The organism is Flavobacterium sp., assembly GCF_013822155.1.
Taxonomy (GTDB): domain Bacteria; phylum Bacteroidota; class Bacteroidia; order Flavobacteriales; family Flavobacteriaceae; genus Flavobacterium.
The window spans coordinates 15,496-36,720 of sequence record NZ_PNJW01000028.1 but is presented as its reverse complement, the minus strand read 5'-3'; the positions used below and the strand labels follow the sequence as shown (position 1 = coordinate 36,720).

22 protein-coding genes are annotated in these 21,225 nt (G+C 32.1%); 8 read left to right on the top strand and 14 right to left on the bottom strand.

Annotated elements, in window-relative coordinates; translation table 11 throughout:
- On the top strand, nucleotides 1–2,169 hold a 2,169-nt coding region (locus C0512_RS08655), incomplete at its 5' end, for an AsmA-like C-terminal region-containing protein (RefSeq protein ID WP_290860621.1).
- Between the two features lie 16 nt (nucleotides 2,170–2,185).
- Here C0512_RS08655 and C0512_RS08650 read toward each other — a convergent pair.
- The 8 genes from C0512_RS08650 to C0512_RS08615 all read right to left on the bottom strand — a co-directional run bounded on the left by C0512_RS08650 (nucleotide 2,186) and on the right by C0512_RS08615 (nucleotide 9,668).
- Nucleotides 2,186–2,722 carry a hypothetical protein gene (locus C0512_RS08650; RefSeq protein WP_290860619.1) on the bottom strand — a complete coding sequence of 179 codons (537 nt, stop codon included), beginning with the start codon at nucleotides 2,720–2,722 and terminating at the stop codon, nucleotides 2,186–2,188.
- Between the two features lie 163 nt (nucleotides 2,723–2,885).
- Nucleotides 2,886–3,749 (bottom strand): bestrophin family protein, encoded by an 864-nt coding sequence (locus C0512_RS08645; protein WP_290860618.1) that lies wholly within the window; start codon nucleotides 3,747–3,749, stop codon nucleotides 2,886–2,888.
- A gap of 192 nt (nucleotides 3,750–3,941) precedes the next feature.
- The gene (recG, locus tag C0512_RS08640; protein WP_290860616.1) at nucleotides 3,942–6,059 is read right to left on the bottom strand and encodes an ATP-dependent DNA helicase RecG; all 2,118 of its coding nucleotides are present in this window, start codon (nucleotides 6,057–6,059) and stop codon (nucleotides 3,942–3,944) included.
- A 150-nt stretch (nucleotides 6,060–6,209) separates the two neighbouring features.
- Nucleotides 6,210–6,560, bottom strand: a complete 351-nt coding sequence (gene rplS / locus C0512_RS08635; protein ID WP_290860615.1) for a 50S ribosomal protein L19 — start codon at nucleotides 6,558–6,560, stop codon at nucleotides 6,210–6,212.
- 119 nt (nucleotides 6,561–6,679) lie between these two features.
- Nucleotides 6,680–7,693, bottom strand: a complete 1,014-nt coding sequence (locus C0512_RS08630) for a Gfo/Idh/MocA family oxidoreductase (protein ID WP_290860614.1) — start codon at nucleotides 7,691–7,693, stop codon at nucleotides 6,680–6,682.
- Between the two features lie 14 nt (nucleotides 7,694–7,707).
- On the bottom strand, nucleotides 7,708–8,385 hold the full coding sequence (gene trmD / locus C0512_RS08625) for a tRNA (guanosine(37)-N1)-methyltransferase TrmD (RefSeq protein ID WP_290860612.1): 678 nt from the start codon (nucleotides 8,383–8,385) through the stop codon (nucleotides 7,708–7,710).
- A gap of 31 nt (nucleotides 8,386–8,416) precedes the next feature.
- Complete coding sequence (locus C0512_RS08620; protein ID WP_290860610.1) at nucleotides 8,417–9,217, bottom strand: bifunctional 2-polyprenyl-6-hydroxyphenol methylase/3-demethylubiquinol 3-O-methyltransferase UbiG; 801 nt, start codon at nucleotides 9,215–9,217, stop codon at nucleotides 8,417–8,419.
- 1 nt (nucleotide 9,218) lies between these two features.
- Entirely contained in the window at nucleotides 9,219–9,668 is a 450-nt protein-coding gene (locus C0512_RS08615) for a DUF1569 domain-containing protein (RefSeq protein ID WP_290860608.1), read from the bottom strand.
- 90 nt (nucleotides 9,669–9,758) lie between these two features.
- On the opposite strand from C0512_RS08615, the gene C0512_RS08610 reads away from it, so the two are divergent.
- On the top strand, nucleotides 9,759–10,691 hold the full coding sequence (locus tag C0512_RS08610) for a peptidylprolyl isomerase (protein ID WP_290860606.1): 933 nt from the start codon (nucleotides 9,759–9,761) through the stop codon (nucleotides 10,689–10,691).
- 159 nt (nucleotides 10,692–10,850) lie between these two features.
- Complete coding sequence (locus C0512_RS08605; RefSeq protein WP_290860604.1) at nucleotides 10,851–11,402, top strand: hypothetical protein; 552 nt, start codon at nucleotides 10,851–10,853, stop codon at nucleotides 11,400–11,402.
- 36 nt (nucleotides 11,403–11,438) lie between these two features.
- Here C0512_RS08605 and C0512_RS08600 read toward each other — a convergent pair whose 3' ends face one another.
- From C0512_RS08600 to C0512_RS08590, 3 genes are read right to left on the bottom strand one after another with little or no spacing between them, the layout of a single operon-like run.
- Nucleotides 11,439–12,713, bottom strand: coding sequence for a glucose-1-phosphate adenylyltransferase (locus C0512_RS08600; protein WP_290860602.1), 1,275 nt, complete (start codon nucleotides 12,711–12,713; stop codon nucleotides 11,439–11,441).
- A 1-nt stretch (nucleotide 12,714) separates the two neighbouring features.
- On the bottom strand, nucleotides 12,715–14,133 hold the full coding sequence (locus C0512_RS08595) for a glycogen synthase (RefSeq protein ID WP_290860600.1): 1,419 nt from the start codon (nucleotides 14,131–14,133) through the stop codon (nucleotides 12,715–12,717).
- Entirely contained in the window at nucleotides 14,134–14,691 is a 558-nt protein-coding gene (locus tag C0512_RS08590; protein WP_290860598.1) for a thioredoxin family protein, read from the bottom strand.
- A gap of 92 nt (nucleotides 14,692–14,783) precedes the next feature.
- On the opposite strand from C0512_RS08590, the gene C0512_RS08585 reads away from it, so the two are divergent.
- The gene (locus C0512_RS08585) at nucleotides 14,784–15,116 is read left to right on the top strand and encodes a tRNA-binding protein (protein WP_290860596.1); all 333 of its coding nucleotides are present in this window, start codon (nucleotides 14,784–14,786) and stop codon (nucleotides 15,114–15,116) included.
- A 35-nt stretch (nucleotides 15,117–15,151) separates the two neighbouring features.
- Here the strand turns inward: C0512_RS08585 and C0512_RS08580 are convergent, their stop codons facing one another.
- Nucleotides 15,152–15,529, bottom strand: coding sequence for a PUR family DNA/RNA-binding protein (locus C0512_RS08580; protein WP_290860594.1), 378 nt, complete (start codon nucleotides 15,527–15,529; stop codon nucleotides 15,152–15,154).
- A 70-nt stretch (nucleotides 15,530–15,599) separates the two neighbouring features.
- Nucleotides 15,600–17,360: an ABC transporter ATP-binding protein gene (locus C0512_RS08575; protein WP_290860592.1), complete on the bottom strand. Its 1,761-nt coding sequence runs from the start codon at nucleotides 17,358–17,360 to the stop codon at nucleotides 15,600–15,602.
- Between the two features lie 203 nt (nucleotides 17,361–17,563).
- On the opposite strand from C0512_RS08575, the gene C0512_RS08570 reads away from it, so the two are divergent.
- The 4 genes from C0512_RS08570 (at nucleotide 17,564) to yajC (ending at nucleotide 20,559) form a co-directional block, all read left to right on the top strand.
- A complete protein-coding gene (locus C0512_RS08570; protein WP_290860590.1) occupies nucleotides 17,564–18,667 on the top strand; it encodes a Glu/Leu/Phe/Val dehydrogenase in 1,104 nt (367 codons plus the stop codon).
- Nucleotides 18,668–18,776: 109 nt separating this feature from the next.
- Nucleotides 18,777–19,688, top strand: a complete 912-nt coding sequence (gene nusB / locus C0512_RS08565; protein WP_290860623.1) for a transcription antitermination factor NusB — start codon at nucleotides 18,777–18,779, stop codon at nucleotides 19,686–19,688.
- An 18-nt stretch (nucleotides 19,689–19,706) separates the two neighbouring features.
- Nucleotides 19,707–20,282, top strand: coding sequence for a DUF1573 domain-containing protein (locus C0512_RS08560; protein WP_290860588.1), 576 nt, complete (start codon nucleotides 19,707–19,709; stop codon nucleotides 20,280–20,282).
- Between the two features lies 1 nt (nucleotide 20,283).
- A complete protein-coding gene (gene yajC, locus C0512_RS08555) occupies nucleotides 20,284–20,559 on the top strand; it encodes a preprotein translocase subunit YajC (protein WP_290860585.1) in 276 nt (91 codons plus the stop codon).
- A 1-nt stretch (nucleotide 20,560) separates the two neighbouring features.
- Here the strand turns inward: yajC and C0512_RS08550 are convergent, their stop codons facing one another.
- A complete protein-coding gene (locus C0512_RS08550; RefSeq protein WP_290860583.1) occupies nucleotides 20,561–21,154 on the bottom strand; it encodes a DUF1801 domain-containing protein in 594 nt (197 codons plus the stop codon).
- Between the last annotated feature and the right edge of the window lie 71 nt (nucleotides 21,155–21,225).

Here is a 21,225-nt window from a genome sequence, read left to right as displayed (position 1 = left end):
TTACCTTGGGCAATTTTGCATTCAGAGATCAACATAAAATCAATTACAATTGAAGGAACAACATTAGATATATATGTTGATGAGAATGGATATAGTAACATTTCCGCTTTTGAAAAACGTAAAAATGTTATAAAAGATACAACTTCGAAGGAATCAATACTGAATTTAGAAATCAATAAAATTCTACTGAAAAGAGTAAATTTCATTTCAGAAAATTTAGCGAACAAGAAGCTGTTTGATTTTAGAACGGACTATTTAGATGTAAAAATAAATCCTAGTGATGATAAATTAGAGCTATTTCTTAAATTAAAAACCGAAGTAAAAAGTTTGGCATTCAATACCGTTCACGGAAGTTTTGCAAAAAATAAAATCATTCAAGGCAATCTTTTTGCTATGTATGACAAAACTAAAAAAAGCATTGCAGTAAATTCAGAATCCTTAGAAATTGACAAGACAAAATTTAAATTAGCGGCAAATTTTGGAACATCTCCAACGAATTCATTATTTGCTATTAATTTATTCAGCAAATCCATTTTGTGGAAAGAAGCCTCTTCATTAGTTTCGAATAATATAGCTGAAAAACTCAACAAATTTGACTTTGATAAACCTTTCGAAGTAAAATGTGATATACTTGGTGATTTAAAAGTGAAAGGCGACCCATCCATTCACGTGGTAACAAATTTCAAAGACAATACTTTAAAAGCACTGGATTATCAAGTTGACAAATGCAATTTCAAAGGTGAGTTTACAAATGATTATGCTAAGAACAGATTTTTTGACGATTCTAATTCTGCTATTTTACTACATGATTTTCAAGGAGATTTTAAAAGCATTCCTTTTAAAACTAAAAACCTGATGATTCTTGATTTAAAAAAACCAATTGCTTCCGGTTATTTTGTTTCAAATTTTGATGTAATTCATTTAAACTCGCTACTAAATAAGGAACTTTTTGATTTCAAAAAAGGCAAAGCCAATGTTGAAGTAACTTTTAAAAGTGATGTTGTTAATTTTAGTATTTCAAAACCATTTATAATTGGAGATATAAAAATTGTAGATACGGATTTTAAATATGTACCGGGAAATATTGATTTTAATAAAAATAATATAAATCTTGAATTTACGACAGATAAATTAATTGTAAAAAACATTTCCTGCGAAACAGAGAAAAGTAAAATTCAAATGCATGGTTATTCAGAAAATTTCATGAATTTATTTTATGACAGTCCTGAAAAAATAGTTTTAAACTGGGATATATATTGTCAAAAATTGGCATTAGAGGATTTTATGTATCTCCTACATTCCAAAACAAATAATACGATTTCTAAAAAACCAAAAGATAAAGAATTTATTAAAAATGCGATTAAACACAGTAATTTGGTTGCCAATGTGAAAATTGATAAACTGAATTACAAAAAATTCAATGGAACGGATGCTAAAGCAAAAGTTTCAATAGTAGGAGGTAGTCTTCATTTTAACGAGGTTTCAATTAAAAACAATAACGGAACTTATTTTGTAAAAGGAATGGTTACGCCAGGAGAAAAAAGCAAAAAGTTCAACTTGCAGGTTTTGGTTAAGAATAGTGATATTGATAAGTTATTGTACTCCTTCGATAATTTTGGGATGAACAAAATAAATCACAATACCATAAAAGGCGATATTGACATTACAACTAATTTATCTGGGTTAATAGGGAACGAAGGTAAATTAATTGAAAACTCTTTAGTTGGAAATTTAAAATTTAATTTGCGAAATGGAGCTTTAATTAATTTTGAACCTATTGAAAATGTTGGAAAATTTGTTTTTCCAAATAGGAATTTTAAAAACATCAAAATTGATAAAATTGATGGTGATGTTGACTTGAAAAATGGAATAATATCGATAAAACCGATGCAAATCAATACTAGTGTAATTAAATTAGATATAGCCGGGGATTATGGATTGAGTACAGGAACGGATTTACAACTTGATGTATACTTACGTGATCCTGCAAAAGATGCTAAAGAAGTAAGTAAAGCAGCTAAAATTGAAAATAGAAATAAAGGTGTAATTGTACATTTACAGGCAGTCGATGATAAAAATGGAAAGATCAAAATTAAACCTCGACCAATTATTCAGACAACTATTAATAGCAAGAATACAAAGGAGAAAAAATTAAAAATTTTGAATTAAGATAATTGAAAATAAACTATTGAATACAATAAACATAGTATTTAGAATTTGCTAAGCTTGGTAAATGATTTGAAACACTCCAAGCATATTCAGTTTCTTTTGAATTTAAATTAATGATTTTGAAATAGGTTGAAATGAAGGCACAATTATTCTCATCTGTTTGAATGTCTTTTTTACTGATTTTGTATACATATTCTGTTTTATGATCATTAATTTCCTCAAAATAAGTAAAATCTGATTTTATTGGTTTTGATTGAATAACCGGAAGAGTTTCAAAATTTCCTACATAAAGTCCAATTTCAGTAATTTTATAACTAGAAATAGATTTACAATTAAAATACAAAAACTTCTCGTCATCATAAATTTGTAAATCACCTATAACTTTTATAGCTTGATTTACCAAAACATAATTCATCTCATTCTGTTTTTCTAAAAACGAACGTTGAGTAGAATTTTTTTCTAATGTAGTGAAATCTTCTTTCGAAGGGGAATCGTCTTTGCTACAATTTATTGCTAAAAATGCAGCGAAAATTACAAGCGTAATTTTTTTCATGTGGTTAAGTTATTTAGTTAGACTTGGGATCTATTTCAAATAAAATCGGGCAAATTCTATTAGATGAGGCTAAACTAAACTTAAGTATTCACTATTAAAAATTAAATCGTTTAAAAACGATATTTGTCGTTAATAAGCACTAATGCATTGACAAATAGCTTCTCTAAAGTATCTCTTCGATGTGTTTTTTAATATTTACAGTTATTTTTTCAATTGGTAAATCATTTGCATCCATACCAAATGGGTCTTCTATTTCTTCAGCAATTAATTCTAAACTGGCTAATACATAAAAAATAAAAATTACAACAGGTATGGCATAATAGCCTAAGCTAAAAACGTAACCAAAAGGCAAAGTCATGATATAGAAAAAAATAAATTTTTTTATAAAAGCACTATAGGAGTAAGGTATTGGTGTGTTTTTAATTCGTTCACAAGCTCCACAAATTTCTGTAAATGATTGAACTTCACTGTTTAAAATAATCAATTGATCTCCTGTTATTTTTTTTTGGTCATACAAATCATTAACTTTTTGAAACAACATTTTTGCTATTTGGTTGGGTTTATGCTTATGATGATCAATCTCTAAGTCCACGTCAGTGAACAATTGTTTACTGGTTTCATCATTTGTTAAGTGCTTGCTTAAAATTGAAGCATATCCGGGAATCAGTTTTTTGAAATATAAACGATCGCTTTCTTCTTTTAAAATGACACTTAATTTGATAGCAAGATTTCGACTGTTGTTAACAAGAGAACCCCATAATTTTCTGCCTTCCCACCAACGGTCATAAGCTGTATTAGTTCGAAAAACCAATAATAAAGAAATCACAAAACCAAGCATATTATGCATGAGCGTAATGTTGCTTAAATGATTTTTCTCAGACATTTTCCAATAGATGATTTCTAAGTAACCAACCCCAAACGTATATAATCCTATGAAAATCATCATTGGAATTAATTGCCTGAACGTATCTGATTTATGAAATCTGAAAATAAATGTAATCCAGTCTTTTGGGTTGTATTGAACCATTTTAGTGAATAGTGATTAGTAATTAGTCCTTAGTGAATAGTCCTTAGTGATTAGTGAAAAATCTTTAGTCTTTAGTGATTAAATTAGAATTAGCATTAAATATACATTTTTTTCTCAACCTAAAACTTGAAACCTGAAATTTGAAATTTTTCACGAGCTTTAAAGTTGAGTGGCGAAGCAAATCTGAATCTTCTAACTGATATAATTCCATATATTTTTCTTTTTGCTCAATTCAATAAAAACGGTTCTTAAGGTCTGATGTTCCGGTAAAGTCATAGAGGCGTCTTTTTTCAATAATTTCATTGCTTCATGTCTTGCTAATTGTAAAATGTCTCGGTCCTTAACCAAATCTGCAATTTGTAAATTCAAAACGCCACTTTGTTGTGTTCCCATAAGATCACCCGGGCCACGAAGTTTTAAATCTACTTCAGCGATTTCAAAACCGTCGTTGGTTTTACACATCGTTTCTAATCTTGTTTTACTGTCATCACTCAATTTGTGGCTCGTCATTAAAATGCAATAACTTTGCTCCGCACCACGACCAACGCGACCTCGAAGTTGATGTAGTTGTGAAAGGCCAAAACGCTCGGCACTTTCAATCACCATCACACTGGCATTGGGCACATTAACGCCAACTTCAATGACTGTTGTGGCTACCATAATATTAGTTTTACCTAAAGCAAAACGACGCATTTCTTCCTCTTTAGCGGCTGCTTTCATCTGTCCGTGAACAATGGAAACGCTGTAATGAGGCAATGGAAAATCACGAGAAATACTTTCATAACCATCCATTAAATCTTTGTAATCCATTTTCTCACTTTCGTTAATCAACGGATATACAATATAGATTTGACGGCCTTTGGCAATTTCATCTTTTAAAAATTTCCAAACTTTTAATCGATTGGAATCAAATCGGTGAACGGTTTGAATAGGTTTTCTGCCCGGAGGTAACTCATCAATCACCGAAATATCTAAATCTCCATATAAACTCATCGCTAAAGTTCTCGGTATTGGGGTAGCCGTCATCACCAAAACGTGAGGAGGAATGTCATTTTTCTTCCATAATTTAGAACGTTGTTCAACACCAAATCGATGTTGTTCATCAATAATAGCTAATCCTAAGTTATTAAACTGAACTTTATCTTCCAACAAAGCATGGGTGCCAATTAAAATATGTAATTCACCACTTTCTAATTGCTCATGAATGATTTTACGTTCAGCCGTTTTTGTGGAACCGGTGAGTAATTTTATTTGGATATTCAAGTCTTTTGCTAGATCACTTAACCCATTAAAATGTTGTGTAGCTAATATTTCCGTAGGTGCCATCAAACAACTTTGGAATCCGTTATCCAAGGCTATCAGCATGCACATTAACGCAACAATTGTTTTTCCTGAACCAACATCGCCTTGTAATAAACGATTCATTTGGGCATTACTCCCTAAATCATTTCGAATTTCTTTCAACACTCTTTTTTGAGCATTTGTTAATTCAAAAGGTAAATGATGCTGGTAAAAATTATTAAAATAGGTACCCACTTTTTCAAATGGATATCCTTTGATTTTATGTTTTCGAATAAGGTTTTTAGTAATTAATTGTAGTTGTATAAAAAACAACTCTTCAAACTTTAATCGAAATTGTGCTCTCGCCAATAAATCTTGACTTTTTGGAAAATGAATGTTGAATAAAGCAGCATTTTTCGGAATCAATTTTAATTCATCTACTAAATAGTTTGGCAACGTTTCTGAAAAACGAGCTTGTGTTTCCACAAACAATTGTTGCATCATTTTATTTATTGTTCGATTAGAAATGCCTCTTTGAGTCAGTTTTTCAGTGGAAGGATAAACCGGTTGCAAAGCTGAACGCAGACTTTCTTTATGTTCTTCCAATAATTCTAATTCAGGATGAGCCATGTTATACATTGCTGAAAAAGCGGTAACTTTTCCAAAAGCAACATAAGGTGTATTGAGTTTTAAACTTTCGCGAATCCATTTCTGACCCTGAAACCAAACCAATTCCATTTCGCCGGTTTCATCAACAAAAGTTGCAACTAATCGTCCTCTTCCTTTTTTTTGCTCAACTGTTTTAAGGTGAATAATTTTTCCAATAACTTGCACTTCTGCATTACTACCAACACTTCGTGATTGCAATTCATTGATTTTATAATATCGTGTGCGGTCGATATAGCGATTTGGAAAGAAAGTCAACAAATCTCCATACCGATGAATGCTGAGTTCTTTTCGAAGCATTTCGCCTCGAGAAGGACCAACGCCCTTAAGGTATTCGATAGGAGTTTGAAGGATATCGTTCATTCTGAAAAATGAATTGTAATGTGAATAGCAATTCAAAGCGAAGATAGTTTTTTGCGATGAAAATTAAAAGAGAATAATTTTGTTGCCTCTAATAAATAAAAAATCCCGTTTTGAATTTCAAAACGGGATTTGGTATAACTCGAAAAAAGATTATCTTCTTCTTTCTTTGATTTTTGCTTTCTTACCTGTAAGGTCTCTGAAGTAGAAAATTCTAGCTCTACGAACTTTACCTCTTTGGTTAACTTCTACTTTTTGAAGAGCAGGCATGTTTACAGGGAAAATTCTTTCCACCCCAACAGCACCTGACATTTTACGAATAGTAAAGGTTTCAGTAGCTCCTGAACCTCTTCTTTGGATTACAACTCCTTTGAAGAACTGCGTTCTGGTTTTTTCACCCTCTTTAATTTCATAATAAACAGTGATAGTATCACCGGCTCCAAATTCTGGAAAATCTTTTTTTGTTACAAATTCGCTTTCTACGAATTTCATTAAATCTGCCATAACAATTAAGTTAAAATAATGATTATCAGAGCAACATTCACGATTTTCGTCAGAGGTTGGTCTAAATGTGGGTGCAAAAGTAATAAATATTTTTAAATTTCGAGTAAAATAGTCTACTTTTATTTATTGCTCAGTAATTTTAATTGCCAAATGATTTCATCGTCCTTCACTGAAAAATCTTTTTGATTTCGAATGCAATTATATACTTCCTCAAACAATCCGTTAAAATTTCCTTTTTTAGAAGGAATGAATTCTGATACTATTTCATTATTATCATTCACAAAAGTTAGTTTTCCTGCTTTATTAAATTTTTCAAAACCAAAGTTTTCGGCTAATGGTGAAATCCCCATCATCAATTGATTTTCCTGTTCATCACAAAACTCTTTGATAAAACTTCCTTTTGTGCCATGTATGACAATTCCTGGTTGAATGTCCAATACATGTTGGCTAACTGTAATAAAAACATTCGCTTGATTGGCAAATGAGAGATGCACAAAGGCATAATCATCAACTAAAGTACCTTCTCTGTACATTCCTTTTTTTACAAAATGGTTTTCTGGTTTTCCAAAAATTGAAATCGCTTGATCAATTAAGTGTGCACCCAAATCATATAAAATACCACTTCCTGGTACTTCTTTTTCTTTAAATGCTTTGATTCCAATGGTTGGTCGATAGCGATCAAAACGCAAATGAACTTCGACAATGTTACCTAACTTTCCGGAATTGATGACTTCTTTTGCAGAACAGATATCGCTACTCCATCGCCTGTTTTGGTAAACAAAAACCTTTTTGTCAACAGAATCTGCAAGGGTTATTAATTCTTTGAATTCCTCAGGTGTTGTTGTGGCTGGTTTTTCTAAAAGCACATGCTTTTTGGCCAGTAAAACTGCTTTTGCCAGTTCGAAATGGGTGTTGTTTGGTGTATTTACGACAACTAATTCAATCAAATCATCGGCTAATAGTTCTTCTAAGGAAGCATAACTTTTAATTTTTACATAATCTAACTTGGCTTTTTGACTGTTTCTTTCTAAAACGGCATATAATTCAAACCCTTCATTAGTTTCCAAAAAAGGAGCGTGAAAAATTTTGCCTGAAAGTCCGTAGGCTAGAAGGGCAGTTTTGATTGGGTTCATTTGCAATTGATTAGTTACTCTTCCAATAAATCCGGACGTCGGTTTTTAGTGTGTTCATATGCCTTATTCTCCCGCCATTTGTCAATTTCTGCAAAGTTGCCACTTAGTAAAACATCGGGTACTTTCCAACCTTTGTATTCTGCCGGTCGGGTATATATGGGTCCAGATAACAAATTATCCTGAAAACTATCTGTTAAAGCAGAGGTTTCATTACTCAAAACTCCGGGTATCAAACGAATAATCGCATCCGACAAAACAGCAGCTCCCAATTCACCACCGGAAAGCACATAATCACCAATTGAAATTTCTTTGGTGATAAAATGGTCCCGAACCCGTTGGTCGACTCCTTTATAATGTCCGCATAAAATGATGATATTATTTAAAAGCGACATCGAATTGGCCATTTTTTGGTTTAATGTTTCACCATCGGGCGACATATAAATCACCTCGTCATAGTGGCGTTCACTTTTTAATTTGGCGATACAATCATCTATCGGTTGAATCGACATGACCATTCCGGCACCGCCACCAAATTGATAATCATCTACACTTTTCTGCTTATTTGTGGTGTAATCTCTCAAATTGTGCACATGAACTTCAGCTAAACCTTTGTCAATAGCTCTTTTTAAAATGGAAGCTTCAAACGGACTTTTCAAAAGTTCAGGTAAAACGGTTATGATATCTATTCGCATTTTTGTAATTTATGGGAACAAAGATAAGGGTTTACTTTTTAGAAGCCTTAATTGAATAAATCAACGGGACTTTATTTTCAAAGATTTTTATTCTAAATTTCCCGGTTTCAAACTCTTCCATACCATTCAAACAATTGTAGGGCGAATAATCATATTCATTCAGAGAATGGATAGATAAACCATTTTGAATTAATGCATTTACAACTTCTGATAGGGAGTGATTCCATGAAACAGTTTTTTGAATCAAGGAAGCCTTTTTATCAGCATAAGTACCCATTTCCTCTTCTATAATAGGTTCCGATTTAAAATAATTATAAAATACTTCTTTGAAATCATTATCAAACATCCAAATAAAGGGATGAAATTCAACAAACACGAATGTGCCACTCGGCTTTAAAAAGTGAGAAACAATAGCAGCCCATTTGTCCATATCAGGTAACCAACCGATAGTGCCGTAACTTGTAAAAACAATATCAAACTTTTCGTCCAAATGATTAGGGGTGTCATAAACATCACAACAAATAAAAGAGGCATCTAAATCGAGTTGTTTTGAATATTCTTTTGCTTTTTCAATCGCTTGATCCGAAAAATCAATTCCGGTAACTTTTGCCCCTAATCTGGCTAAAGAAAGTGTGTCTTGTCCAAAATGACATTGTAGATGTAAAATCTTTTTATGGGAAACATCGCCTAATAAATCAATTTCAAAACTGTTCAATGATGATTTTCCATTTAAAAAGGCTTCGTTATTATAAAAATCAGATGCCACATGAACAGCTGTTTTCTTATTCCAAGTTTCCTTGTTGATATTAATATAATCGGGGATATTTTCCATTTTAAACGCCAAATTGATTTAAATGATGGTTTAAGTGTTTCCATTGTAATAGATCCCATTCTTCATGGGTCATTTCACCAAAAAAGGGATGCTTAGAGTTGGCAATTACTTTTGGTCCGAGGGTCGAAAATTTTAAAACTTTCGCAATCAATTCCGATTTTGCCTGTTCAAAATCTACTGGATTATTTCGTAAGAAATCGGGAGCAGTTGGACTGTTTTTTTTAAATCCGGGAGCGGCAAGTATTTTCTTTTTATATAATTTACCTATTAGCTGCAAAATGAAATTAGATTTTAATTGTAAGTCCCCAGTAGCAACATCCAGCGGAGCCTGACAATGTGAAAGCATTTGAGCGACATTCATTTTCCCCCACAAGGGTTTGCTGTCCGAATTTAAAGAATGAATACGTTGAATAATTGCGTCATTATCGGATTTGTCAAAAAGAGATTCCATTGTTTTATTTGTTGATAGATTCAAAAGTACAATTTTAAGATTAATCGACAATAATGTATTAAATTTGCACACATTTTAAAAAGTGAAAACATGGAAAACGGAATTTACGCTAAATTCAATACAACTAAAGGAACCATTTTAGTCAAATTAACACATGATAAAACACCGGGAACGGTTGGAAACTTTGTAGGTTTGGCTGAAGGTCAATTAGAAAACGATGCAAAACCAATGGGAATACCGTATTATGACGGTTTAAAATTTCACCGTGTGATTGCTGATTTTATGATTCAAGGTGGTTGTCCACAAGGATTAGGAACAGGTGGTCCGGGTTATCAATTTGACGATGAGTTTCATCCGGATTTACGTCATGACGGACCAGGTGTTTTATCGATGGCAAATTCAGGTCCGGGTTCTAACGGATCACAATTTTTTATTACGCACGTTGCAACTCCTTGGTTAGATAAAAAACACACCGTTTTTGGAAATGTAGTGGAAGGTCAAGATGTTGTTGATGCTATTGCTCAAGGTGATGTTTTGGAAACATTGGAAATTATTAGAGTAGGTGACGAAGCACAAAAATGGAATGCTATTGAAGCTTTCAGAACATTTGAAGGTTCTCGGGAAAAAAGAATAGCGGAAGAAAAAGCAAAAGCGGAAGAAGCTTTGGAAAAATTAGCTGCCGGATTCGAAAAGACAGAAAGTGGCTTACGTTACAAAATCATTCAAAAAGGAAATGGAAAACTAGCTGAAAAAGGCAAAACTGTTTCGGTTCATTACTCAGGTTCATTAGAAAACGGAGTGGTTTTCGATTCTTCCTATAAAAGAAAACAGCCAATCGATTTTCCTCTAGGAAAAGGTCACGTAATTGAAGGTTGGGATGAAGGTATTCAGTTATTACAAGTGGGAGATAAAGCCCGTTTTGTGATTCCTTCGTTCCTTGGATATGGTTCTCGCGGTGCGGGAGGTGTTATTCCACCGGATGCTACATTGATTTTTGATGTAGAATTAATGGATGTGAAATAGATTGTTGCTAATGGATGATAGGTGAAAGGCAAAGGTTAAAAATCCTTGAAAATTCATAAAATTCAATTCATTCAAATATAAAAGAAGCATTCTGAAAAGAATGCTTTCTTTTTTGGAATAACTATTGCTTTCGTATATTTACAAAATCAGTTTTCAGTTATGCGTTTTTTATTTCTATTTTTTATTTTATTTAATTTTTCAGCTCAATCTCAAGTCATTAATGTACAACATTGTGGTTATGACTTTACATCGTATTTAGTAATAAATGTGCATGAACAAGGAAAAACTGAAAACATCAAAAACCTAAAAATCACAATAGTAGATAGCAGTGGGAGCGATGTAATAAATAAAAATAACCGTTGGAGTTGGGTAAATAACAATAAACCATTACTTTTTACACCTAATTACAAATTAGACAGAAATAATAATAAAGTAGAGAATTCAAATCCGGAAGGAAAATGGTTTTTTCCTTTTGCCAAAGATTATTATTTGCTTTCTGTCGTTAATACATTCACGGCAGACATTTTTAGTGTAAAAATTGAAGATATTGATAAAGAAGAAAACGGTGGTCATTTTGAAACACAAATAATCCCGCTTTCTCCCTATAACATGTATATTTTATGTTCATCCGAAAATGAACGGCAAGCACAACAATTTGGACCCAGGACCAATAGACCGGTTGATGTTATTTTAAAGAAAAAAAGTTACTGATTCACAGTTATAAATCCATGAATCAGTAACAAAAAGTTATTCTAATCTAAATCCATCCGGTAAAGTAGCCCCTTTTTTCACAACAATAATGCCTTCTTTAATCGTGTAAAATGGAGTATTGGCATCTTCCAGATGGTGACCACCGTTTAGATAAACATCGTTCCCAATTCTACAATTTTTATCGACAATTGTATTATTGATAAAACAACGTTTTCCAATACCTATATTGATGATGTTATTTTCATTATTATGACTGATTTCATCTAAATTTTGATAGAAATCGCTACCCATTACATAGGAGTTTTGAATCGTAGTATCTTCGTCAACTCTTGCTCTGATGCCAATGACGGAATGCTCAATTTTTGCAGAATTAAGAATACAACCTTCGGCTACCATTGATTTTTCAATATACGTTCTACCCAATATTTTACTTGGAGGCAATACACGGGCACGGGTATAAATTTTACTGGAATTGTCAAATAAATTAAACTTCGGAATGGAATCAGTTAATCCTAAATTAGCTTCAAAAAATGAATCAATATTTCCAATGTCCGTCCAATATCCTTCATATTGGTAACTTAATATTTTTTGATTTCCGATTGCTTGCGGAATAATTTCTTTTCCAAAATCCTTAGTAGTTGAATTTGACATTAATTCAATTAATAAATCTCTATTAAAAATATAAATACCCATGGAAGCCAAATAATGTTTGCCATCTTTTTTCATTTCATCACTGACTTCGGAAGTCCATTGCGGCAACAAATCAGTAGCAGGTTTTTCAATAAAAGAAGTTATTAAACTATTTTCATCGGTTTTTAAAATCCCAAAATCGGTAGCTTCTTTTGCAGAAACAGGAAGTGTTGCAATAGTTATGGTTGCTCCGCTTTTTTGATGAGCTTCAATCATCAAATTAAAATCCATTTGATACAATTGATCACCTGACAATATTAAAGCATAATCAAATTCATGATTCAAAAAATGTTGCATGCATTGTCGAACGGCATCCGCTGTTCCTTGAAACCAAGTAGGATTATCCGGCGTTTGTTCAGCAGCCAAAATATCTACAAAGGCAGTACTGAAATAGCTGAAATGATAGGTGTTTTTGATGTGTTGATTTAGTGAAGCGGAGTTAAATTGGGTCAACACAAACATTCGTTTGATATCTGAATTGATACAATTTGAAATCGGAATATCAACCAAACGATATTTCCCGGCAATGGGCACAGCAGGTTTTGAACGACTTTCAGTTAATGGATATAATCTGGAACCTTGCCCTCCTCCTAAAATGATTGCTAATACACTTTTTTTCATTTTAATTATTTTTTAATGATTGGTAAACTTCAACATATTCTTGTGCAACTTTATCCCATGAATGGTCTATTTGCATAATTGTTTTTCGGATTGAATCAAATTGTTTGGTATCGTTAAACAAATCAATTGCTCTAGTTATAGAATGATTCACATCATAAACACTAGTATGATCATGGCAAATTCCAAATCCACCATCGCCTATATCGAGAACAGTATCTTTGAGCCCTCCTGTTCTTCTAACGATAGGAATAGTGCCGTATCGTAACGCATAAAGTTGATTTAGTCCACAAGGTTCAACCCTTGAAGGCATGAGTAAATAATCTGCTCCGGCATAAATTTTATGGGCTAAGTTTTCATTATAACCAATATAAGTGTTGTAATTCCCACCATAAAAATGGGTTAATTGTGTTAAACCATGTTCTACATATGGATCACCGGAACCTAAAATTAAAATATTAATTTCATTAGGGTTTCGATTTAAAGCAATACTACAAATTTCCGGTAATAAATCAGCCCCTTTTTCATCCACTAATCGTCCGATAAAAGTGAAAAGCGGTTTAGAAGGATCCAAATTAAATTGCTCACAAAGGAATTTTTTATTTTTTGCTTTTCCGACTTTTGCATTTTTAATCGAATACTTATTTTCTAACATTTCATCGGTATCCGGATTCCAAACTTCTGAATCAATTCCATTTAATATTCCGAGGCATTTAGGACGTTCAAATCGTAAAAGATTTTCTAATCCATTCGCTTTTTCACTTAATTCATCTAAATAGCTGGGAGAAACAGTTGTTACTTTCCAAGCACATTTAATGGCAGAAGCCAACGGATTTATCATTCCGTTCCATTCTAAAAAGCCCAAACGAGAAGAACTTACTTTTGGTAAATAATGCAATTTATCAAAACCAAACCATCCCTGATATTGTCCATTGTGAATGGTTAAAAGCGTTGGAACACGATTCAAATGTTGATAAATTGGGGCATGTGACATCATAAACGGAATTAATCCGGTGTGATGATCATGGCAATGAATAATATCGGGAATTTGATTGGTTTCGGTTATCCAATTTAAAAAAGCGACTTGAAAAGCAGTAAATCGCTCGGTGTCATCTTCATAGGAATACACATTTGGTCTATCAAACAATTCAGGAATTGCAATTAAATATAATTCGAAACCTAATTTATTTGTTTTTTCTTTGAAAACGGTGTAGGAAAATTGGAACCAGCCTAATTTTAATAATCCTTGATGAACCGAAACAAATTCATTTTCTCTCGAAAATTTGGTATCATAACCAGGAACAACAACTTTAGTTAAATGGCCTAATTTTGTTAGATATTTTGGCAAAGCTCCAACCACATCGGCTAGACCGCCTACTTTTGCAACCGGATAACATTCGGCACTAATATGAACTATTTCCATTTATTTTTTCCATTTAATATTACAACCAATACTTGGTTTTTGATTCGGATTGATGATGCGATTATATAACAAACTATCTATAGCTCCTCTTAAATCGCTTCCACTAAGCGGAATTCCGTTTCCGGGACGAGAGTCATCTAATTGCCCACGATATACTAATTTATCTTGATTGTCAAATAGAAAAAAATCAGGAGTGCATGCGGCATCAAAAGCCTTGGCAACTTCTTGTGTTTCATCATATAAATAAGGAAACTCAAATTTATTTTCAAAGGCAAATTCGGTCATTAATTCCGGACTATCTTGTGGATATTGCACGACATCGTTACTTGAAATAGCAACAATACCAATGCCTTGCACCCTGTAATCATTGGCAACCATAATAATTTCTTCGATTACATGATGAACAAAAGGACAATGATTACAAATAAAAAACACCAATGTTCCTTTTTCTCCTTTGCAATCAGAAAAGGTAAAAAAGTTACCTGAATTAGTGTCTTTTAATAGAAAATTCGGTGCTAAAGTCCCTAATGAACTCATTTTAGATGCTGTCCTGGCCATTAAAAAAGTTTAATAAAAAGTTATTGCTTAAAGTTATGAAATTTTGAGGAAGTATTCCTATTTTTAACTTTAAATTTTTAAGAATAAATAGGATGCTAACTTGGGAAGAATTTGAAAAAGTCGAAATGCGTATTGGAACCATTTTAGAAGTAAATGATTTTCCGGAAGCCAGAAAACCGGCTTATCAATTAATCATTGATTTTGGGGATGAAATTGGAATTCGAAAGACTTCAGCACAAATTACTAAACGTTATTCTAGAGATGTTTTGATTGGAAAACAGATTGTAGCCGTTATTAATTTTCCTAAAAAACAGATTGGAAAATTTAATAGTGAATGTTTAGTTTTAGGCTCAGTAGGAGAGGAGAATGATATTGTACTTTTGACTTCAGATGTAAAAGTAGCAAATGGTTTGCGAATAGGATAAAAAAAATCCCCTCTTTTCAGAAGGGATTTGCTTTTTTAAATATCATCAAAATCGATGTCTGTAAAACTTGCTTTCGGAGAATCTTCGGTCTCATCTGCATCAACAGTATATTCTTTTTTGAAATCTTTTTGATGTCTTTCAGAAATTACTTCTTCTCCTTTGTGGTCTAAAACGTAAGAAGTCATATCATCTAAAATTTCTTTAAAAGCTACAAAATCTTCTTTGTATAAATAAATTTTGTGTTTTTTAAAGTGAAAAGAACCGTCTTCCTCCGTAAATTTTTTACTTTCAGTAATTGTGATGTAGTAATCATCGGCTTTAGTAGCTCTAACATCGAAGAAATAAGTTCTTCTTCCTGCTCTTAAAACTTTAGAAAAAATCTCATCTTTTTCTAACATTTCATTTTCTCTCATAATCTTTCTGTCAAATTAAGTGTTGTAAGTTGTAACCAAAAATCTAAAAAATAATTGAATTATCAAAAAATTATGACAATTCTTTTTCAGAAAGTTGTTTCAGATACAATTCCTTATAGTAACCTTCTTGATTTACTAATTGAGAATGAGTGCCTTGTTGTAAAATTTCGCCTTCCTCGAGAATGATAATTTTGTCTGCATTCTTTGCAGAGGATACGCGATGACTTACAATTATGGTGGTTTTGTTTTTACAAATTTCAAATAAATTATTCAAAATTTGCTCTTCAGTTTCAGTATCAACAGCTGATAAGCAATCGTCAAAAAGCAAGATTTCGGGATCTTTGATAATTGCCCGGGCAATAGAGACTCGCTGTTTTTGCCCACCAGAAAGTGTTATTCCGCGTTCCCCTAAGATGGTTTCATACTGATTTTTAAAATTGATTATATTGTTGTGAACAACTGCTTTTTTTGCAGCCTCAACAACTTCTTCATCAGTAGCTTCTTCTTTACCAAATTTGATATTGTTTTTAATACTGTCCGAAAAAAGAAACGCATCTTGTGGAACAATTCCAATACTGTTTCGTAAATCGTACAAATTTAATTCAGCTAATTTTACTCCATCCATGGTAACTGAACCGTTTTCAACATCATATAACCGACAAATAAGTGATAGAATTGTTGATTTTCCGGAACCTGTTTTACCTAAAATAGCTAAAGTTTCTCCTTTTTCAACTTTAAAAGAAATATTGTTTAAGGCTTGAATATTAGTGTCTTCATAGCTGAAACTAACATTTTTAAATTCAATTGTACCTTTCAAAATAACGTGATTCGGATTTTTATTTTGAATCTCAGGTTCAATTTTCAAAAATTCATTAATCCTTTTTTGAGACGCTTCTGCTTCCTGAACAAGTGATGATACCCAACCAATTGAAGCTACTGGCCAAGTTAACATATTGACATACAATATGAATTCAGCAATTGTTCCTATGTTAGGAATTGTACTATCAATATACATCATGCCACCAAAATAGATAACTACTAAATTGCTTAAACCAATTAATAAAATCATTAACGGTCCAAATAAAGCGTTAACAACAGCTAAACGCATGTTCTTTTCACGACTTTCTTGGGATAAATTGTTAAAAACTTTTTTGTTTTGTCCTTCTAAGGCGTAGGCTTTTATAACTCGAATTCCGGAGAAAATTTCTTGTGAAAAACTCGATAAATTGGATAAATTCTCTTGATATATTGTACTTCTTTTATTGATTTCAGAACTTAATTTGAAAATACAGTACGATAATAATGGTAAAGGCAACAAAGTATACAGCGTCAATTTTGGCGAAACGTTATACATATATAGAATAACGATGGCAAAACGTATAAAGGTATTGATAGTATACATAACTGCTGGGCCCACGTACATTCTAACTTTGCCAACATCTTCTGATATTCGATTCATTAAATCTCCCGTTCTGTTTTGTTTGTAAAAACTTTGAGATAATCGTTCGTAATGCTGAAAAACTTCATTTTTTAAATCAAATTCTACATAACGAGACATGACAATTAAAGTTTGTCGCATTAAAAATGTCAAAAAGCCTGCAATAATGGTTGCTCCAATGATTAAACCTAGACTGAGCAGTAATTCTTGTTTGATTAAACTGCTATCCTTGATTGGATTTTTTATATATTCTTCAATGATATTTAACGATTTACTAATTAATTTTGGCGTAAAAAGGGAAAATATCTGAGCTATGATGGTAATTAAAATACCTAATAAAAAGCGGTATTTATATTTGATGAAATATTTATTTAAATAGTGAAGTTCTTTCATTGTAAATCGATATAAAACGAATCTAGTAATTTAAAAATGTTAAAAAAATGAGAATTATTCTATTTTTGAATTGTATTGAATTCATGTAAAAGATTAACAAATTGCTAAAATTATTAAATTATATTGCATTCTTTTGAATTTAACCCTATTTTTGCTGTGTCTTTTTGACAAAATCATAATTTATACTTTTTAAATTTTTAACTATGATAGCAGAAGTAACAACTCCTAAAGAACTTCAAAAAATGGATCCGGTTTTCGGTCAAGTATCCTTTGATAATCACGAGCAAATTGTTTTTTGCAACGACAAAGATACTGGTTTGAAAGCAATAATTGGAATTCATAACACAGTTTTAGGACCTGCATTAGGAGGAACAAGAATGTGGAATTACACGAATGAGTGGGAAGCATTGAACGACGTTTTGCGTTTATCACGTGGAATGACCTATAAATCTGCTATCACAGGATTGAACCTTGGTGGCGGAAAAGCAGTCATTATTGGTGATGCTAAAACACAAAAAACACCTGAATTAATGCGTAAATTTGGTGAATTTGTTCATTCGTTAAGCGGAAAATATATTACAGCTGAAGATGTAGGTATGCAAACCGAAGATATGGATACGGTGAGAGATGTTACTCCTTATGTAACTGGAATATCTGAATCTCGTGGAGGTTCAGGAAATCCATCACCCGTAACAGCTTTTGGTGTTTATATGGGAATGAAAGCGGCTGCTAAATACAAATATGGTTCAGATTCTTTAGCCGGAAAAAAAGTTTTGGTACAAGGAATTGGCCATGTAGGTGAAACTTTAGTTGATTATTTAACGAAAGAAGGTGCCATTGTCACAATTGCTGATATTAACATAAATCGATTGAATGAAGTAGGAGCACAGTATGGTGCAAAAGTTTTCACCGGTTCTGATTTATATAGTGCAGATGTTGATATTTATGCTCCTTGTGCATTAGGTGCAACCATTAATGATGATACAGTATATAAATTGAATGCATCAATTGTTGCCGGAGCTGCCAATAATCAATTAGCCAATGAAAATGTTCACGGAAAAATTTTGCAAGAAAGAGGAATTTTATATGCTCCTGATTTCTTAATTAATGCCGGAGGTATCATCAACGTATATGCTGAAATTGAACATTATGACAAAGCGGAATCAATGAGAAGAACAGAAAATATCTATCATACTACGTTAGAAATTTTTGATTATGCTGTAAAAAATAATATTACAACACACCAAGCTGCCTTAACAATTGCTCAAAATAGAATTGACCAACGTAAAAAAGAAAGCGGTAAATAATTTGTTTCCGACAAAATAGTACTATTTTTGTGACGCTCTTAGGGGCGTCACTAATTTTTTAAAAAGTTCTTACAGGGTGATAAATAGAAGACATATTCGCGTTAAAGTATTGCAAATCATTTATGCAATGCATCAAAGTGGTTCTGAAGATTTGGAAAAAGAAGAGAAGTTCTTGTTTTCTAGCTTAGAAAGTATTCAGGATTTATATTTGATTGTCGTTTCAACTTTGATTGAAATTAAAAAGAAAGAAGAAGTCTTTTTAGAAAAAGCATCAAAAAAACACCTGGCTACTGCTGAAGATTTAAAGCCAAACAGAAAATTTATTGCTAATAAAGTTTTACAATTTTTAGAAGATAATAATTCAATATCTATTGCTTTAGAAAATCGTAAAATCAATAATTGGTCTCAAAATGATGATTTAATTCTCATTATTTTAGATGAAATTAAAAAAAGTGCCATTTACCAAAATTATTTAGCGGACACTTCTAGTTCTTTTGAAGCCGATAAAAAATTTGTAACCGACATTTTTACGGAATTGATCGCTTCTAATGAGAAGTTATATGATTATTTAGAAGATTTCAGAATTACTTGGGTTGATGACATTCCGTTAGTAAATACTAGCCTTTTAAAACAGTTAAAGCATATTGAAGAGCATAATGAAAAATCTTTTTCGGTTTTGCCTTTGTATAAGGATGCTGAAGATAAAGATTTTGCCCGCGATTTGTTTAGAAAAACAGTTTTGAATGAAAATGATTTAGCCAAAGAATATATCGACAGAACACCAAATTGGGATCCGGAACGTATTTCTGAAGTTGATACAATTATGCTCAAAATGGCAATTTGTGAATTTTTAAAATTTCCATCTATTCCAATAAAAGTAACCATTAATGAGTATTTAGAAATTGCTAAAGAATATGCTACTCCAAAAAGCAGTATTTTTATTAATGGTATTTTAGATAATTTAGTTAAAGATTTTCAAAAAACAGATAAATTAAAAAAAACCGGTAGAGGTTTAATGTAACTTTTAAAATTTAGAATTATGATTAAAAAATCAATGTATGTGATGGCTGTTTTAGCTTTTGCTTTAACAACTTCCTGTAAAAAAGAAGATGCACTTTCAAAAGTTGATCCTAAAAGTGCAGATGTTCCAATGAATTCTGAAGCGAAACAAGTTGATGCCAATGGAAATCCAATGCCCGTTCAACCCGTTACTGAAAATGGTCAAACACCTGAGCAAACCGCTAAGGCTCCTGTTGACGGAAAATATCCGGTAATGACATTTGGAAAAAAAGAACATAATTTTGGAGTAATTAATGAAGGAGATAAAGTAGAAACTTATTTTACATTTACTAATACCGGCGATGCTGATTTAATTATTTCAAATGCATCAGGTTCATGCGGTTGTACCGTGCCGGATTATCCAAAAGAACCGATAAAACCAGGAAAGTCAAGTAAAATGAAAGTTACTTTTGACAGTAACGGTAAACCGGGCAAACAACAAAAATCCGTAACGATTGTTGCTAATACTTTATCCACAAGAGAAGTGTTGACAATTAATGCAGAAGTTACGCCAAAAGTTAAACCAGTAGAAACACAAACAACAGTAAATCAATAGTATGGAAAATTTGCAATCATTATTACCTTTTTTATTAATGTTCGTGGTTATTTATTTTTTTATGATAAGACCACAACAAAAAAGAGCAAAGCAAGAAAAAGAATTTGAAAGTAGTTTAAAAGTTGGTGATAGAATTATCACTAAAAGTGGTCTTCACGGTAAAATTGCTGAAGTTTCTGAAGGAACAGTGGTAATTGAAACCATGTCGGGAAAACTAAAAATGGAACGTTCAGCCATTTCAATGGAAATGAGTGCTAAATTAGCTGAAAAGAAATAAATTACTTTCGATATTTATCATTTAAACCGATGTTTGACAAAAGCATCGGTTTTATTTTTTCAAAACGGTCATGTTTTGTTTTTTCCTGTTTAGCAGAGTCAATATATTCAATAAATTCCTTTTGCTTGAAAGGTGAAAAAGCTTTAAATTTTTTAATGAGATTATGGTCCTCATCAAGTTTTGAAAGGAAAAAATCTGATGGTTTTACTTCTTTTTTTTCCGGTTTGATAGAAAGTCCATTTTTCTCGTTTTCAATAGCTTGGTTTACATAGTGAAGAATTAATTTTTCATTTACTTCTTTTTTAGATGTAAATCGCCATTGCCTCAAACCTTTGGTTACACCTTCGTTTGCATTGACTAAAATCTTTTTTTCATCCGGTAGAAAAACACCGTTAAAAAACCAAATGGTAAAATAATCTTTGAAACCTCCGATTCCTATGATGTTACGATTGTTCCAAGTATAAACAATGCCACCCCATTTAGTTGTTTCAACCAAATCGGTTTTCACGATGATGGATTTGAGTAATTCAATTTCTTCAATCCATTGATGGTTTCTGTTCCAAGTTTTGCTGTCTTCCATAATAAATAAAGCCACTGATTACTTCGTCTGTTCAACCTCCGGTTTCGGGTCGCAGATTAAAAATAAATAAAATCAGTGAATGAGTG

Coding starts and splice junctions, on each gene's coding strand:
- C0512_RS08600 (WP_290860602.1), bottom strand. CDS start 12,713: ATGAAAAAAAGTGTATTAGCAATCATTTTAGGAGGAGGGCAAGGTTCC.
- C0512_RS08585 (WP_290860596.1), top strand. CDS start 14,784: ATGCTAACTTGGGAAGAATTTGAAAAAGTCGAAATGCGTATTGGAACC.
- C0512_RS08610 (WP_290860606.1), top strand. CDS start 9,759: ATGGAAAACGGAATTTACGCTAAATTCAATACAACTAAAGGAACCATT.
- C0512_RS08580 (WP_290860594.1), bottom strand. CDS start 15,529: ATGAGAGAAAATGAAATGTTAGAAAAAGATGAGATTTTTTCTAAAGTT.
- C0512_RS08560 (WP_290860588.1), top strand. CDS start 19,707: ATGATTAAAAAATCAATGTATGTGATGGCTGTTTTAGCTTTTGCTTTA.
- C0512_RS08620 (WP_290860610.1), bottom strand. CDS start 9,217: ATGGAAAATATCCCCGATTATATTAATATCAACAAGGAAACTTGGAAT.
- C0512_RS08650 (WP_290860619.1), bottom strand. CDS start 2,722: ATGAAAAAAATTACGCTTGTAATTTTCGCTGCATTTTTAGCAATAAAT.
- C0512_RS08590 (WP_290860598.1), bottom strand. CDS start 14,691: ATGGCCAGGACAGCATCTAAAATGAGTTCATTAGGGACTTTAGCACCG.
- C0512_RS08570 (WP_290860590.1), top strand. CDS start 17,564: ATGATAGCAGAAGTAACAACTCCTAAAGAACTTCAAAAAATGGATCCG.
- C0512_RS08575 (WP_290860592.1), bottom strand. CDS start 17,360: ATGAAAGAACTTCACTATTTAAATAAATATTTCATCAAATATAAATAC.
- C0512_RS08595 (WP_290860600.1), bottom strand. CDS start 14,133: ATGGAAATAGTTCATATTAGTGCCGAATGTTATCCGGTTGCAAAAGTA.
- C0512_RS08645 (WP_290860618.1), bottom strand. CDS start 3,749: ATGGTTCAATACAACCCAAAAGACTGGATTACATTTATTTTCAGATTT.
- C0512_RS08605 (WP_290860604.1), top strand. CDS start 10,851: ATGCGTTTTTTATTTCTATTTTTTATTTTATTTAATTTTTCAGCTCAA.
- C0512_RS08615 (WP_290860608.1), bottom strand. CDS start 9,668: ATGGAATCTCTTTTTGACAAATCCGATAATGACGCAATTATTCAACGT.
- trmD (WP_290860612.1), bottom strand. CDS start 8,385: ATGCGAATAGATATCATAACCGTTTTACCTGAACTTTTGAAAAGTCCG.
- yajC (WP_290860585.1), top strand. CDS start 20,284: ATGGAAAATTTGCAATCATTATTACCTTTTTTATTAATGTTCGTGGTT.
- C0512_RS08630 (WP_290860614.1), bottom strand. CDS start 7,693: ATGAACCCAATCAAAACTGCCCTTCTAGCCTACGGACTTTCAGGCAAA.
- recG (WP_290860616.1), bottom strand. CDS start 6,059: ATGAACGATATCCTTCAAACTCCTATCGAATACCTTAAGGGCGTTGGT.
- rplS (WP_290860615.1), bottom strand. CDS start 6,560: ATGGCAGATTTAATGAAATTCGTAGAAAGCGAATTTGTAACAAAAAAA.